Source organism: Arhodomonas sp. AD133 (assembly GCF_051195215.1).
In the GTDB taxonomy this organism is placed as follows: domain Bacteria; phylum Pseudomonadota; class Gammaproteobacteria; order Nitrococcales; family Nitrococcaceae; genus Arhodomonas.
On record NZ_JBNAZM010000073.1, the window covers coordinates 1 to 15,738 of the forward strand.

Below are 15,738 nucleotides of genomic sequence, written 5' to 3' on the forward strand. Positions count from 1 at the left end.
GGAAGAGGGGCTGCGCTTCGCGGTGCGCGAGGGTGGCCGAACCGTCGGCGCCGGCGTCGTCTCCAAGATCATCGAGTGATGTCGGAGAGGCGTCTCGGGGTTTCCTGTCGGGGCGCCTTTCTGTAAACTACGAGATTCGCCGGCGGATACGTACGTCGCGAACTACAGGCCAGTAGCTCAATTGGCAGAGCAGCGGTCTCCAAAACCGCAGGTTGGGGGTTCGAGTCCCTCCTGGCCTGCCATCTAACACCGGCGCCGCCGCCTTACCAGGCGGCGGCGTGCTGTTTGTGCGGGCAATCCATGAGTGCCAGAGCCGAAAGTCAGTCCTCGCCGCTCGACTCCGTCAAGCTCGTTGTGGCCGTCGGTTTGTTCCTGGCCGGCGTGGTCGCCTTCTACTGGTTTGAAGCCGAGTCCTCCCTCTACCGGGTGCTGGGCCTGCTGGTCGTTGCCGGTGTTTCTGCCGCGATCGCCATGACGACGGCGCAGGGCAAGGCTACTTGGGCATTTGCCCGCGAGTCACGCCAGGAGTTGCGACGCGTCGTGTGGCCGACGCGGCAGGAGACGTTGCAGACCACGCTCATCGTGATCGTGATGGTGCTGATCGTAGCGGTGCTTCTGTGGTTGCTGGATATGTTTTTCCTGTGGGGCGTCGAGTCCCTCGTGCGCCCCGGGGGTTGATCGGGAATGGCCAAGCGCTGGTACGTGGTACACGCCTATTCGGGTTTCGAGAATCAGGTCAAGCGCTCGCTGAAGGAGCGCATTCGCCGTGCGGGCATGGAGGATGCGTTCGGTGAGATCCTGGTGCCTACCGAAGAGGTCGTCGAGATCAAGGACGGGCAGAAACGTCGCAGCGAGCGTAAGTTTTTCCCGGGTTACGTGCTCGTCCAGATGGAGATGACCGACGACACCTGGCACCTGGTGCGGGACGTGCCGCGGGTGATGGGGTTCATTGGCGGCTCCAGCGACCGGCCGGCGCCGATCTCCGAGCGCGAAGCCGAGCAGATCCTCAATCGGGTCAAGGAAGGTACCGAAAAGCCGCGTCCGAAGGTCCTCTTCGAGGTCGGCGAGGTGGTACGCGTCACCGATGGCCCGTTTACCGATTTCAACGGAGTGGTCGAGGAGGTCAACTACGAGAAAAGTCGCCTGCGGGTGGCTGTGTTGATCTTTGGTCGCTCCACTCCGGTCGAGCTGGAATTCAGCCAGGTCGAGAAGGGGTGAGCCGAAGCGCTGCTGGTGCGGTGCCGGCTGCCCGTCCGCTTCGAGTTGAGGGCGTTCCCGCCCGTGAGGGGAGCCGACGGTAACCAGTCCGCGGCGTTTGCACCCAAATCTTAGGAGTGACTGATGGCCAAGAAAGTCGAAGCCTACATCAAGCTTCAGGTCGCCGCCGGCCAAGCCAATCCGAGCCCGCCCGTAGGGCCGGCGCTCGGTCAGCACGGCGTGAACATCATGGAGTTCTGCAAGGCGTTCAACGCCCAGACCCAGGAGATGGAGCCGGGTCTGCCGATTCCGGTTGTGATCACGGTCTACAACGACCGTAGCTTCACGTTCGTTACCAAGACCCCGCCGGCTGCGATCCTGCTCAAGAAGGCGGCCGGCATCAAGTCGGGCAGCGGTCAGCCGAACACCAGCAAGGTCGGTTCGGTCAATCGCGAACAGCTCGAGGAGATCGCGAAGAGCAAGTGGCCGGACCTGAACGCGGCGGACATGGATGCGGCGGTGCGCACCATTGCCGGTAGCGCGCGCTCCATGGGCCTGGACGTCGAGGGGGTGTGACGACATGGCGAAGCTGACCAAGCGGCAGAAGACTTTCCGGGAGCGTGTCGACGCAACCCGTGCATATGATGCCGACGAGGCGTTCGGCCTGCTCAAGGAGCTGGCGAGCGCAAAGTTTGTCGAGTCCGTCGATGTCTCCGTCAACCTCGGCGTCGATCCCCGCAAGTCCGACCAGGTGGTCCGTGGTTCCACGGTGCTGCCTAACGGCACGGGCAAGAGCGTGCGCATTGCCGTGTTCACCCAGGGGGCGAATGCGGACGCGGCGCGTGAAGCCGGTGCCGACGAAGTGGGGCTCGAGGACCTTGCCGAGCGCATTCAGGGCGGCGAGCTCAACTTCGACGTCGTCATCGCCACGCCTGATGCCATGGGCGTCGTTGGCCGGCTTGGGCCGATCCTCGGTCCGCGCGGGCTGATGCCGAACCCCAAGGTGGGGACGGTGACGACCGACGTGACAGCCGCCGTGGAAAATGCCAAGGCGGGTCAGGTGCGCTACCGCACGGACCGGGGCGGGCTGATCCACTGCACGCTCGGCAAGGCGGATTTCGAGGCCGCGCAACTGAAGCAGAATCTCGAGGCGCTGATCAACGATCTCCGGAAAATGAAGCCGTCCACGTCCAAGGGCACTTACCTGAAGAAGGTGACGGTGTCCACGACGATGGGGCCGGGGGTCAGCGTGGATCTCGCAACGCTCGGTGCGTAACCACCGGGCGTGGCTCGCGGCGTGCCGCGTGCCGTACCGGGTCTTGAGGCTGTCGTCGACGCGACAGCCGTCTAAGACCGCATGGTGCACCCCCGATGGGTGCTTAAAGGCCAGCAGGCCGCCTGCGCAGACGGTGCAGCCCAGACAGGATCGATCTTCCTGCAAGTGGCCACCGTTGCCGCCCCGAGATGGGGCAGGGCGGGCAAGGGCTTTGCCTGCCCGGGCATGACCGGCTTAGGCCGGAGGCCCCTTAACCAACCGCGTTCCAGGAGGAAAGCAATGGGACTGAGTCTGGAACAGAAAAAGCGGATGGTGCAGGAGGTCGCCAGCGTCGCCGCAGACGCCCACTCCGCCGTGGCGGCGGAGTACAGGGGGTTGACTGCCGGTGACATGGATCGACTGCGTGTGAAAGCGCGTGAGTCCGGCGTGTACGTCAAGGTGCTCAAGAACACCCTCGCCAAGCGGGCGGTCGAGGGCACCGAATTCGAGTGCATGTCGGAGGGCTTCGAAGGCCCGTTGCTCATCGCCTTCTCGCAGGAGGATCCGGGTTCGGCGGCTCGCGTTATCCGGGATTTTTCCAAGGAGCGTGAGCAGCTGGTGGTGAAGATGGTCTCCGTCGGTGGCGAGCTTTATGGCGCCGCCGAGGCAGAGCGTCTCGCTAACCTGCCGACCTACGACGAGGCGGTCAGCCGTCTCATGGCGACGATGCGTGCGCCGGTCCAGAAGCTCGCTACCACCCTGAACGAGGTGCCGGGCAAGCTGGTGCGGACGCTCGCAGCGGTGAAGGACGCCAAATAGTAACGGCTGACAGCACCGCGATCCTGACTGTCGCTGCTTTCTGGTTATTCGACATTACGCGTCAACCGAGGAGATTTGACGATGGCCGTATCTAAGGACGATATTCTTGAGACGATCGCTTCCATGTCCGTCATGGAAGTCGTCGAGCTGATCGAGGCAATGGAAGAGAAGTTCGGCGTGACCGCCGCTGCGGCGGTGGCCGCTGCTCCGGCCGCCGGTGGTGGCGAGGCCGCTGCCGAGGAAGAGCAGACCGAGTTCGACGTCGTGCTTTCGAGCTTCGGTTCCAACAAGGTCGGCGTGATCAAGGCGGTCCGCGGCGTCACCGGCCTTGGTCTGAAGGAGGCCAAGGAAGTGGTCGAGGGCGCGCCTGCTCCGATCAAGGAGGGCGCTTCCAAGGAAGAGGCCGAGGAAATCAAGGCCAAGCTGGAAGAGGCGGGCGCCTCCGTCGAGCTCAAGTAAGGGCCGAGTGGGCTCCGCAAGCACAGCTTGAGAGACGGGAATTGGCTGGTGGCCAGTGGGCCGCCGGCCTTTTCCCGTTTGTGTCTGTAACGCAATGGCGGCCCAAAGCACTGCGCATCGCGGTGTGCAGCGCTTTGGACACGCCACTGGAACCAACCCTGGGTGAGGAACCTCGATGGCCTACTCGTTCACCGAAAAGAAGCGCATCCGGAAGGACTTTGGCAAGCAGCCGAACATTCTGGATGTTCCCTATCTCCTCGCCACACAGATCGAGTCGTACCGCGACTTCCTGCAGCTCGACCGTAAGGCCGACAACCGTGAGGACGGCGGTCTGCACGGGGCATTCAAGTCCGTCTTCCCGATCGAGAGCTATTCCGGCAGCGCCGGGCTCGAGTACGTCAGTTACCGTATCGGCGAGCCGCCGTTCGACGTCAAGGAGTGCCAGCTTCGCGGTCTGACCTACGCCGCGCCGCTGCGCGTGCTCGTGCGGCTGGTCATCTACGACAAGGACTCGCGCACGGTCAAGGACATCAAGGAGCAGGAAGTGTACATGGGCGAGCTGCCGCTCATGACGCGTAATGGCACTTTCGTGGTCAACGGGACCGAGCGGGTGATCGTCTCCCAGTTGCACCGCTCCCCGGGTGTGTTCTTCGATCATGACAAGGGCAAGACCCACTCTTCGGGCAAGCTCCTGTTCTCGGCGCGCGTGATCCCCTATCGCGGCTCCTGGCTGGACTTCGAATTCGATCCGAAGGACGCGATCTTCGTGCGTATCGACCGCCGCCGCAAGCTGCCGGCGACGGTGCTGCTGCGTGCGCTCGGGTTCGACAATCAGCAGATTCTCGACCTGTTCTTCGACAAGAACACGTTCCGCTTCCGCAACGGCTCCGTGGTGCTCGACCTGGTGCCGGAGCGGCTGCGCGGCGAAACCGCGACTTTCGACATCAAGGCGGACGGCGAGGTCATCGTCGAGAACGGGCGTCGCATCACTGCTCGGCACATCCGCCGCATGGAGAAGGCGGGCCTGACCGAGCTCGAGGTCCCGGACGATTATCTCACCGGCAAGATCGTCGCCCACGACGTGGTCGACACCGGCACCGGCGAGATCATCGCCGAGGCCAATGCCGAGCTCACTGACGAGCAGGTCCAGCAGATCCGCGACGCCGGCATCGAAGGCATCGACACGCTGTTCGTCAACGACCTCGACCGCGGCCCCTACATCTCCAATACGCTGCGCATCGACTCCACGCGTACCCAGCTGGAGGCGCTGGTGGAGATCTATCGCATGATGCGTCCGGGTGAGCCGCCGACGAAGGAAGCCGCCGAGGCGCTGTTCGAGAACCTGTTCTTCAGCGCCGACCGCTACGACCTGTCACCGGTCGGCCGGATGAAGTTCAACCTGCGCGTGGGCCGTGACGAGGTCACCGGCCAGGGCGTGCTCGACAACAGCGACATCCTCGCGGTGTTGCACGAGCTCATCAATATTCGCAACGGCAAGGGCAGCACCGACGACATCGACCACCTCGGCAACCGCCGTGTGCGCTGTGTCGGCGAGATGGCCGAGAACGTTTTCCGCGTGGGCCTGGTGCGCGTCGAGCGCGCCGTGCGCGAGCGCCTGTCGCTCGCCGAGAGCGAGGGGCTGATGCCCCAGGAGCTGATCAACGCCAAGCCCGTGGCGGCGGCGATCAAGGAGTTCTTCGGCTCGTCGCAGCTGTCGCAGTTCATGGACCAGAACAACCCGCTCTCCGAGGTGACCCACAAGCGCCGGGTCTCCGCGCTGGGTCCGGGTGGCCTGACTCGTGAGCGTGCCGGCTTCGAAGTGCGCGACGTGCACCCGACCCACTACGGTCGTGTCTGCCCCATCGAGACGCCCGAGGGGCCGAACATCGGCCTGATCAACTCGCTCGCCGTGTATGCACGCACCAACCGGTACGGCTTCCTGGAGACACCGTACCGCAAGGTCGTGAACGGGCAGGTGACCGATCAGGTGGAGTATCTCTCGGCCATCGAGGAGGCCCGCTACATCATCGCCCAGGCCAACGCCCGGGTCGACGAGAGCGGCCGTCTGGTGGACGACCTGATCTCGATCCGCCATCAGAACGAGTTCGGCATGTCCACACCGGACAAGGTCCAGTACATGGACGTCTCGCCGAAGCAGATCGTCTCCGTGGCGGCATCCATGGTGCCGTTCCTCGAGCACGACGACGCCAACCGCGCGCTCATGGGCTCGAACATGCAGCGCCAGGCCGTGCCGACACTGCGCGCGGAGAAGCCGTTGGTGGGCACCGGCATGGAGCGGGCGGTGGCCGTGGACTCCGGCGTGACCGTCTGCGCCGATCGCGGCGGTGTGGTCGAGCAGGTGGATGCCGCGCGCGTGGTGGTGCGGGTCAACGACAATGAGACCGCGCCGGGCGAGCCGGGCGTCGACATCTACAACCTCACCAAGTACACGCGCTCGAACCAGAACACCTGTCAGAACCAGAAGGTGCTGGTGCGCCCGGGCGACAGCGTCGCCAGCGGGGACGTGCTCGCCGACGGCCCGTCCACCGACATGGGCGAGCTCGCGCTTGGTCAGAACATGCGCGTCGCCTTCATGCCGTGGAACGGCTACAACTTCGAGGATTCCATCCTCGTCTCCGAGCGCGTGGTGCAGGAGGACCGCTACACGACGATCCACATCGAGGAGCTTACCTGTGTGGCCCGGGATACCAAGCTGGGCCCGGAGGAGATCACCGCGGATATCCCCAATGTGGGTGAGGGTGCTCTCTCGCGCCTCGACGAGTCGGGTATCGTCTATATCGGCGCCGAAGTGAAGGCCGGTGACATCCTCGTCGGCAAGGTCACCCCCAAGGGCGAGACCCAGCTGACGCCGGAGGAGAAGCTCCTGCGCGCGATCTTCGGCGAGAAGGCCTCGGACGTTAAGGATACCTCCCAGCGTGTGCCCTCGGGTATGGACGGCACCGTCATCGACGTTCAGGTGTTCACGCGTGACGGCGTCGAAAAGGACCAGCGCGCGCTGTCCATCGAGGCGGACGCGCTGTCTGCGGTTCGCAAGGACCTGAACGATCAGTACCGGATCTTCGAGGACGACGCCTTCGCGCGCCTCGAACGGCTGCTGGTGGGCAAGGTTGCCGAAGGTGGCCCGAATGGTCTGCGTGCCGGTGCCGAAATCACGGCCGATTACCTGGCGGGTGTCGAGCGCAGCCGCTGGTTCGAGATCCGCCTGCGCGATGACGAGGTCAATCAGCAGCTCGAGAAGGTTCAAGCGCAGCTCAAGGCGCAGCGCGAGGCGTTCGACCAGCGTTTCGACGAGAAGAAGGCCAAGATCACCGCAGGTGACGACCTTGCTCCCGGCGTGCTCAAGATGGTCAAGGTCTATCTCGCCGTGAAACGCCGCATATCGCCCGGCGACAAGCTCGCCGGCCGTCACGGCAACAAGGGTGTTATCTCCCGCGTCGTGCCTGTCGAGGACATGCCGTTCGACGAGAATGGCGAGGCCATCGACGTGGTGCTCTCGCCGCTTGGCGTGCCCTCCCGAATGAACATCGGTCAGGTGCTGGAAACGCACCTGGGCTGGGCAGCCAAGGGCCTCGGGCGGCGTATCGGCGAGATGCTCGACGCCGATGCAGAGACGTCCAAGCTGCGCGATTTCCTGGACAAGATCTACAATCACTCCGGTCGCAAGGAGGATCTGGACGCGTTCAGCGACGAAGATATCCGCGAGCTCGCACACAATCTGCGCGCTGGCGTGCCCATGGCGACTCCGGTGTTCGACGGCGCCAACGAGCACGACGTCAAGGCGATGCTCGAGCTTGCCGGATTGCCGACCTCCGGTCAGTGCACGCTCTACGACGGGCGTACCGGCGAGGCCTTCGATCGCCCGGTGACGGTCGGGTACATGCACATCCTCAAGCTCAACCATCTGGTCGACGACAAGGTGCATGCGCGCTCGACCGGCCCGTACTCGCTGGTCACTCAGCAGCCGTTGGGCGGCAAAGCCCAGTTCGGCGGGCAGCGATTCGGCGAGATGGAGGTGTGGGCGCTGGAGGCCTACGGGGCGGCTTACACCCTGCAGGAGATGCTCACGGTGAAGTCCGACGACGTCACCGGCCGGACGAAGATGTACAAGAACATCGTCGACGGTGATCACCGTATGGAGGCCGGTATGCCCGAATCCTTCAACGTGCTGGTCAAGGAAATCCGGTCGCTCGGTATCGATATCGAGCTGGAGCAGGATTGACTGTCGACCGATCCGGTGCGGCCGCGAAGGGGCGGTCGCTTCGGACGCCGGCGACAAGCGGGCTTATACGACGCAGGGCGGGCGTTCATCCCGGGGCGCGACGGCGCGGTCCGGCGAGCGGCGGTTCCTGCAAGAGCTTACGGGCGTTGGCTCGCGGGTTCGGTTCGACCCCGGGCGGACGCCACGGATTTTGCCAACTACAGTTGGACGGGCAGCGGTTATGAGAGACCTTCTGAATCTGTTCAAGCAGCCTGGCGCGCAGCTTGATGATTTCGACGCCATCCGCATCGGCCTGGCGTCGCCGGAGAAGATCCGGTCCTGGTCCTACGGCGAGGTCAAGAAGCCCGAGACCATCAACTACCGCACCTTCAAACCGGAGCGTGACGGACTCTTCTGTGCGAAGATCTTCGGCCCGGTGAAGGACTACGAGTGCCTGTGCGGCAAGTACAAGCGCCTCAAGCATCGCGGGGTCGTCTGCGAGAAGTGCGGCGTTGAGGTGACGCTGGCCAAGGTGCGCCGTGAGCGCATGGGCCATATCGAGCTCGCCAGCCCCACCGCGCACATCTGGTTCCTGAAGTCGTTGCCCTCCCGCATCGGCCTGCTCCTCGACATGACTCTGCGCGATATCGAGCGCATCCTCTATTTCGAGGCTTTCGTGGTCATCGATCCCGGCATGACGCCGCTGGAGCGGGGCCAGCTGCTCACCGACGAGGGTTACCTCGATGCGGTGGAGCAGTACGGTGACGAATTCGACGCCCGCATGGGGGCGGAAGCGGTCTACGAGCTGCTCAAGAGCGTCGATCTCAAGGAAGAGGCGGAAAAGCTCCGTGAGGAGATGGACGCCACCAACTCCGAGTCGAAGATCAAGCGCCTGTCCAAGCGTTTGAAGCTGGTGGAGTCGTTCCTCGAGTCCGGCAACGAGCCGGGCTGGATGATCATGACGGTGCTGCCCGTGCTGCCACCGGATCTGCGGCCGTTGGTGCCGCTCGATGGCGGACGGTTCGCGACCTCGGATCTCAACGATCTCTACCGCCGGGTGATCAACCGGAATAACCGCCTCAAGCGCCTGCTCGAGCTCTCCGCGCCGGATATCATCGTGCGCAACGAGAAACGCATGCTCCAGGAGTCGGTCGACGCGTTGCTCGACAACGGCCGCCGGGGCCGGGCGATCACCGGCACCAACCGGCGTCCGTTGAAGTCCCTCGCCGACATGATCAAGGGCAAGCAGGGGCGGTTCCGGCAGAATCTCCTCGGCAAGCGCGTGGACTATTCCGGGCGTTCGGTCATCGTGGTCGGCCCGACGCTGCGGCTTCACCAGTGTGGTCTGCCCAAGCGCATGGCGCTGGAGCTGTTCAAACCGTTCATTTTCTCCCGGCTGCAGCGACTGGGCCTGGCGACCACCATCAAGGCCGCCAAGAAGCTCGTCGAGCGCGAGACCGCCGAGGTCTGGGATATCCTCGAGGAAGTGATCCGCGAGCACCCGGTGATGCTCAACCGTGCGCCGACGCTGCATCGCCTGGGCATCCAGGCGTTCGAGCCGGTCCTCATCGAAGGCAAGGCGATCCAGCTCCACCCGCTGGTTTGCCCCGCGTTCAACGCGGACTTCGACGGTGACCAGATGGCGGTGCACGTGCCGTTGTCCATCGAGGCGCAGCTCGAGGCACGGGCGCTGATGATGTCGTCCAACAACGTGCTCTCGCCCGCCAGCGGTGAGCCGATCATCGGCGCCTCCCAGGACATCGTGCTCGGCCTGTACTACATGACGCTGTCGCTGGCCGGGCGTCGCGGCGAGGATATGGTCTTCGCGGATACCACCGAGCTGCATCGCGCCTACGAGACGCGCCAGATCGATCTCCAGGCCCGGGTCAGGGTGCGCATTCGCGAGGTGATCCAGGACGATGATGGCGAGGTGAGCGAGGGCACGCGGCTGGTTGAGACGACCGCCGGTCGCGCGCTGCTTTATGACATCGTCCCCGACGGCCTGCCGTTCTCCCTGGTCGACCGTGACATGACCAAGAAGGCGATCTCGGAGACCATTAACACCTGCTACCGTCGCCTCGGTCTCAAGGCGACCGTGGTGTTCGCCGACCAGATCATGTACCTCGGCTTCCACATGTCGACGCGGGCCGCTGTGTCCATCGGCATGGAGGATATGGTCATCCCCGAGGAGAAGGCCGAGATCCTCGGCCGCGCCGAGGATGAGGTGAAGGACATCGAGGAGCAGTACGCCTCGGGCCTGGTCACCAACGGCGAGCGTTACAACAAGGTCATCGACATCTGGTCGCACACCAACGACGAGGTGGCGCGGGCCATGATGGAGAAGCTCGGCAAGGAGCACGTCACCGACGCCGAAGGCAAGGAAGTGGAGCAGAAGTCCACGAATTCCATCTTCATGATGGCCGATTCGGGGGCGCGTGGCTCGGCGGCGCAGATCCGTCAGCTCGCGGGTATGCGCGGACTCATGGCGAAACCCGACGGTTCCATCATTGAGACGCCGATCACCGCCAACTTCCGCGAGGGTCTCAACGTCCTGCAGTACTTCATCTCCACCCACGGCGCGCGCAAGGGCCTCGCCGATACCGCGCTGAAGACGGCGAACTCGGGATACCTGACCCGGCGCCTGGTGGATGTCTCGCAGGACCTGGTGGTCACGGAGACGGACTGCGGTACCCATCGCGGCCTCAAGATGACCCCGCTCATCGAGGGCGGCGATGTCGTCGAGCCGCTGCGCGAGCGCGTGCTCGGCCGGGTGGTCGCGCAGGACGTGGTCCGCCCCGGTGGCGAAGAGGCGGTTCTGGAGGCGGGCAGCCTGCTCGACGAGCAGCGTGTCGACATGCTCGAGCGTGAAGGCGTCGACGAAGTCTGGGTTCGCTCGCCGATCACCTGCGAGACCCGTCACGGTGTCTGCTCGAGCTGCTACGGTCGCGACCTGGCCCGCGGCCACAAGGTGAACGTGGGCGAGTCCGTGGGCGTGATCGCCGCCCAGTCCATCGGCGAGCCCGGCACGCAGTTGACCATGCGGACGTTCCACATCGGCGGTGCCGCCTCCCGCGCGGCCTCGGTGAATAACGTCGAGGTCAAGGCCGCTGGTACCGTGCGCCTGCACAATCTCAAGACCGTGCAGCATCACTCCGGCAATCTCGTTGCCGTCTCCCGCTCCGGCGAGGTCACGGTGATGGACGAGTACGGTCGTGAGCGCGAGCGCTACAAGGTGCCCTACGGCGCGACCATCTCGGTGCAGGACAACGACGCCGTGGAAGCCGGGCAGATCGTCGCAAACTGGGATCCGCACACGCACCCCATCATCACCGAGGTGAAGGGGCGACTGAAGTTCTACGACTTCGTCGAAGGTGTGACGGTCAACCGCGAAGTGGACGAGGTCACCGGGCTCTCGAGTCTGGTAGTGACGGATCCGAAGACCCGCGGCAATGGTGAGCATCGACGCCAGGTGGTCGACGCCCATGGCCGTGTAACCGAGGAGCGGGTCGCCTACAAGGATCTGCGGCCGATGATCAAGCTGGTGGATGAGACCGGCAACGACCTCAATCTCGCCGGCACCGACATCCCGGCCCAGTACTACCTGTCGGCCGGTGCCATCGTCAGCGTCGACGACAACGCCGAAGTGGACGTTGGCGACGTCATCGCCCGTATTCCGCAGGAATCGTCGAAGACCCGCGACATTACCGGCGGTCTGCCCCGGGTGGCGGACCTCTTCGAGGCCCGCAAGCCCAAGGAGCCGGCGATTCTCGCCGAGGTTTCCGGAACCGTTTCCTTCGGCAAGGACACCAAGGGCAAGCAACGCCTGGTGATCACCATGGCCGACGGCGAGAGCTACGAGGAGCTGATTCCGAAGTGGCGCAACGTCACGGTCTTCGAGGGTGAGCATGTGGAGAAGGGTGAGGTCATCGCCGACGGCGAGCCGAACCCCCACGATATTCTGCGGCTGCTCGGCGTCACCGAGCTCGCGTCCTACATCGTCAAGGAGATCCAGGACGTTTACCGGCTCCAGGGCGTGAAGATCAACGACAAGCACATCGAGGTCATCTGCCGTCAGATGCTGCGCAAGGTCGAGATCCGCGACGGGGGCGATACCCGGTACCTGCGGGGTGAACAGGTGGACTGGGCCCGGGTGCTCGAGGACAACGAGCGCCTCGAGGGCGACGGTAAGGAGGCAGCACGCTTCGAGCCGTTATTGCTGGGTATCACGAAGGCGTCCCTGGCGACCGATTCGTTCATTTCGGCGGCGTCGTTCCAGGAGACGACCCGGGTGCTCACGGATGCCGCGACTCGCGGGGCACGGGACGACCTCCGGGGCCTCAAGGAGAACGTGATCGTGGGCCGCCTCATCCCGGCGGGTACCGGTTTCGCCTATCATGCCGAGCGCCAGCGCGGACGCTCCGAGGCGCCGAGCGGGCTGGACATGGTGCCACCGGCGATGCCGCACCTTGGCAACCCGGTGCAAGAGGGTTCGGCGCCGGGAAGTGGCGGCGAGCTCGAGTAGGCTGCGAAACACAGCTAAGTGCCCGAGTCTTCGGGCAGAAGTGGTTGACACCCCTGTGGGTGCGACCTACAATTACGCACCTTCGACAGGCCGGGTGTTCCGGCCTGTCGTTTGTTTTCAGTTTGGAGTCAGCGTCTTATGGCAACCATTAATCAGCTGGTTCGGAAGGGGCGCAAGGGGCGGGCGGACAAGACCAACGTGCCCGCGCTTGAAGCCTCGCCGCAAAAGCGCGGTGTTTGCACGCGCGTCTACACCACGACGCCGAAGAAGCCGAACTCCGCGCTGCGCAAGGTGGCGCGCGTCCGGCTGACCAACGGTTACGAAGTTGCCGGCTATATCGGCGGCGAGGGGCACAACCTCCAGGAGCACTCGGTGGTGCTCATTCGCGGTGGTCGTGTGAAGGACTTGCCGGGTGTGCGCTACCACGTGGTCCGCGGCTCGCTGGACACCGCGGGTGTCGATAAGCGCCGCCAGGGTCGCTCCAAGTACGGCGCGAAGCGGCCCAAGGGCTGAGCGCGCGACGTCCTGAGATAACGAACGGGTTTATTACGCGATGCCGAGAAGAAGAGAGGTTCCCAAGCGGAAAGTGCTTCCGGATCCCAAGTTCGGGAGCGAGATGCTGACCCGCTTTGTCAACTTCATCATGAGCGATGGCAAGCGCTCCGTGGCGGAGAAGATCGTCTACGGCGCGCTCGACCGGATCGCGGCGAAGGGTCACGAGGATCCCATGGAGGTTCTCGAGACGGCGCTGGAGAATGTCCGCCCCGTGGTGGAGGTGAAGTCCCGGCGCGTCGGTGGTGCGACCTACCAGGTGCCGGTGGAAGTGCGCCCGGAACGCCGTAATACGCTCGCCATGCGTTGGATCATCGAAGCTTCCCGTAAGCGTGGTGAGACCACCATGGGGCATCGGCTCGCCAACGAACTCATGGAAGCGGCGGACAGCCGCGGCGCCGCGGTGAAGAAGCGCGAGGACACGCACCGCATGGCCGAGGCCAACAAGGCGTTCTCGCATTTCCGCTGGTAACGGCTTACGGGGATTTCTGTAGTGGCACGCAAGACACCGATCGAGCGCTATCGCAATATCGGCATCATGGCGCACATCGATGCCGGTAAGACGACGGCGACCGAGCGCATCCTGTTCTACACCGGCATCTCCCACAAGATGGGCGAGGTGCACGAAGGCGCCGCGGTGATGGACTGGATGGAACAGGAGCAGGAGCGCGGTATCACCATCACGTCGGCTGCGACCACCACGTTCTGGCGTGGCATGGACCAGCAGTACGACGAGCATCGGATCAACATCATCGATACGCCGGGGCACGTGGACTTCACCATCGAGGTGGAGCGGTCCCTGCGCGTGCTCGACGGTGCGGTTTGCGTGCTTGATGCCAACGCCGGCGTGGAGCCGCAGACCGAGACGGTCTGGCGCCAGGCCAATAAATACGGCGTGCCGCGCATGGTGTTCGTCAACAAGATGGACAAGATGGGCGCCGATTTTTACCGCTGCGTCGACATGGTGCGCGAGCGCCTGGGTGCCAACGCCGTTCCGCTGCAGATGTCGATTGGCGCGGAAGATCAATTCGCCGGCGTCGTCGACCTCATTCGCATGAAGGCGATCTACTGGAACCAGGAAGATCGCGGTGTCACCTATGACCAGGTGGAGATCCCCGAGGAGCTTCGGGCGGATGCGGCGAGCTATCGCGAGCAGCTGGTAGAGGCCGCGGCCGAAGGCAGCGAAGAGCTCATGGAGAAGTACCTCGAAGAGGGGGAGCTCTCCATTGCGGAGATCAATGAAGGCTTGCGCAAGCAGACGCTCGCCAACGAGATCGTGCCGGTGCTTTGCGGTTCCGCCTTCAAGAACAAGGGCGTGCAGGCACTGTTGGACGCGGTCATCGAGTATCTGCCGTCGCCGGTGGATGTGCCGCCGATCGAAGGCGAGCTCGAGAACGGCAGCGAGGCGACTCGTCCGGCGAGCGACGATGAGCCGTTCGCGGCACTGGCGTTCAAGATCGCGACCGATCCGTACGTGGGCACGTTGACCTTCTTCCGCGTCTATTCCGGCGTGGTGCGCTCCGGTGACAGCGTGTGGAACCCGGTGAAGGGCAAGCGCGAGCGGTTTGGCCGAATCGTGCAGATGCACTCGAAGGAGCGTAAGGAGATCGATGAGGTGCGCGCGGGCGATATCGCGGCGGCCATCGGTCTGAAGGAGGTCACCACCGGTGACACGCTCTGCGACAAGGATAACAAGATCACCCTGGAACGCATGGAGTTTCCGGATCCGGTGATCTCCGTTGCCGTGGAGCCCAAGACCAAGAGCGACCAGGAGAAGATGGGTGTCGCCCTCGGCAAGCTCGCCCAGGAGGATCCGTCCTTCCAGGTGCGCACCGACGAGGAATCCGGCCAGACCATTATCTCCGGCATGGGTGAGCTCCACCTGGAGATCATCGTCGATCGCCTCAAGCGGGAGTTCAAGGTCGAGGCGAATGTCGGCCAGCCGCAGGTCGCCTACCGGGAGACGGTTCGCCAGGCGGTCGAGGCGGAAGGCAAGTTCGTCCGTCAGTCCGGCGGTCGCGGTCAATACGGTCACGTCTGGATCAAGATGGAGCCGCGCGAGCGGGGCGAAGGCTACGAGTTCGAGAACAAGATCGTGGGTGGCGTGGTGCCGAAGGAGTACATCCCCTCGGTGGACTACGGCATTCAGGAGCAGATGGAGAACGGCGTGCTCGCCGGCTATCCGGTGGTCGATCTGAAGGTCACCCTGTTCGACGGTTCCTACCACGATGTCGACTCCTCGGAGATGGCGTTCAAGATCGCCGGCTCCATGGCGTTCAAGGAAGCGTTCGCGAAAGCGAATCCAGTTCTCCTCGAGCCGGTGATGAAGGTCGAGGTGGTGACGCCCGAGGAGTTCATGGGCGACGTCATGGGCGATATCAATCGCCGGCGTGGCACCGTCCAGGGCATGGATGACGGTCCGGCCGGCAAGATCATCCGCGCCGAGGTCCCGCTCAAGGAGATGTTCGGTTATGCGACCGACCTCCGCTCGGCCACCCAGGGCCGTGCTGCCTACAGCATGGAGTTCGAAGGGTACGCCGAGGCGCCGGCGAACATCGCCGACGAAGTGATCAAGAAGGCCGGCTGATCGTCCGGTCAACGGAATACACCAGCGACAGAATTGACCCGAAAGAGGTGAGCCGTGTCCAAGGAGAAGTTTGAGCGCACGAAGCCGCACGTGAACGTGGGGACGATTGGTCACGTTGACCACGGCAA

Annotated in this window: 11 protein-coding genes, 1 tRNA gene and 1 pseudogene; all 13 read left to right on the forward strand. The window is 64.1% G+C overall.

What is annotated here, in order from left to right:
* Positions 1–79 (forward strand): annotated as a pseudogene (locus ACPEES_RS21910) (EF-Tu/IF-2/RF-3 family GTPase); the annotation flags it as partial.
* 87 nt (positions 80–166) lie between these two features.
* Positions 167–242: transfer RNA gene (locus ACPEES_RS21915), tRNA-Trp, on the forward strand.
* Positions 243–300: 58 nt separating this feature from the next.
* Positions 301–678, forward strand: a complete 378-nt coding sequence (gene secE, locus ACPEES_RS21920) for a preprotein translocase subunit SecE (protein WP_435106352.1) — start codon at positions 301–303, stop codon at positions 676–678.
* 6 nt (positions 679–684) lie between these two features.
* Positions 685–1,218 carry a transcription termination/antitermination protein NusG gene (gene nusG, locus ACPEES_RS21925; protein ID WP_435106354.1) on the forward strand — a complete coding sequence of 178 codons (534 nt, stop codon included), beginning with the start codon at positions 685–687 and terminating at the stop codon, positions 1,216–1,218.
* A 123-nt stretch (positions 1,219–1,341) separates the two neighbouring features.
* Positions 1,342–1,773 carry a 50S ribosomal protein L11 gene (gene rplK, locus ACPEES_RS21930; RefSeq protein ID WP_435106356.1) on the forward strand — a complete coding sequence of 144 codons (432 nt, stop codon included), beginning with the start codon at positions 1,342–1,344 and terminating at the stop codon, positions 1,771–1,773.
* Positions 1,774–1,777: 4 nt separating this feature from the next.
* Positions 1,778–2,473, forward strand: a complete 696-nt coding sequence (gene rplA / locus ACPEES_RS21935) for a 50S ribosomal protein L1 (RefSeq protein ID WP_435106357.1) — start codon at positions 1,778–1,780, stop codon at positions 2,471–2,473.
* Between the two features lie 279 nt (positions 2,474–2,752).
* On the forward strand, positions 2,753–3,271 hold the full coding sequence (gene rplJ / locus ACPEES_RS21940; protein ID WP_435106358.1) for a 50S ribosomal protein L10: 519 nt from the start codon (positions 2,753–2,755) through the stop codon (positions 3,269–3,271).
* An 81-nt stretch (positions 3,272–3,352) separates the two neighbouring features.
* Positions 3,353–3,730, forward strand: a complete 378-nt coding sequence (gene rplL, locus ACPEES_RS21945) for a 50S ribosomal protein L7/L12 (RefSeq protein ID WP_435106359.1) — start codon at positions 3,353–3,355, stop codon at positions 3,728–3,730.
* 175 nt (positions 3,731–3,905) lie between these two features.
* Positions 3,906–7,970 carry a DNA-directed RNA polymerase subunit beta gene (gene rpoB, locus ACPEES_RS21950; RefSeq protein WP_435106361.1) on the forward strand — a complete coding sequence of 1,355 codons (4,065 nt, stop codon included), beginning with the start codon at positions 3,906–3,908 and terminating at the stop codon, positions 7,968–7,970.
* Positions 7,971–8,190: 220 nt separating this feature from the next.
* Positions 8,191–12,471, forward strand: coding sequence for a DNA-directed RNA polymerase subunit beta' (gene rpoC, locus ACPEES_RS21955; protein ID WP_435106363.1), 4,281 nt, complete (start codon positions 8,191–8,193; stop codon positions 12,469–12,471).
* Between the two features lie 138 nt (positions 12,472–12,609).
* The gene (rpsL, locus tag ACPEES_RS21960) at positions 12,610–12,984 is read left to right on the forward strand and encodes a 30S ribosomal protein S12 (protein WP_435106365.1); all 375 of its coding nucleotides are present in this window, start codon (positions 12,610–12,612) and stop codon (positions 12,982–12,984) included.
* 40 nt (positions 12,985–13,024) lie between these two features.
* Entirely contained in the window at positions 13,025–13,495 is a 471-nt protein-coding gene (gene rpsG / locus ACPEES_RS21965) for a 30S ribosomal protein S7 (RefSeq protein WP_435106367.1), read from the forward strand.
* Positions 13,496–13,516: 21 nt separating this feature from the next.
* On the forward strand, positions 13,517–15,610 hold the full coding sequence (gene fusA / locus ACPEES_RS21970) for an elongation factor G (protein ID WP_435106369.1): 2,094 nt from the start codon (positions 13,517–13,519) through the stop codon (positions 15,608–15,610).
* Positions 15,611–15,738: the final 128 nt, after the last annotated feature.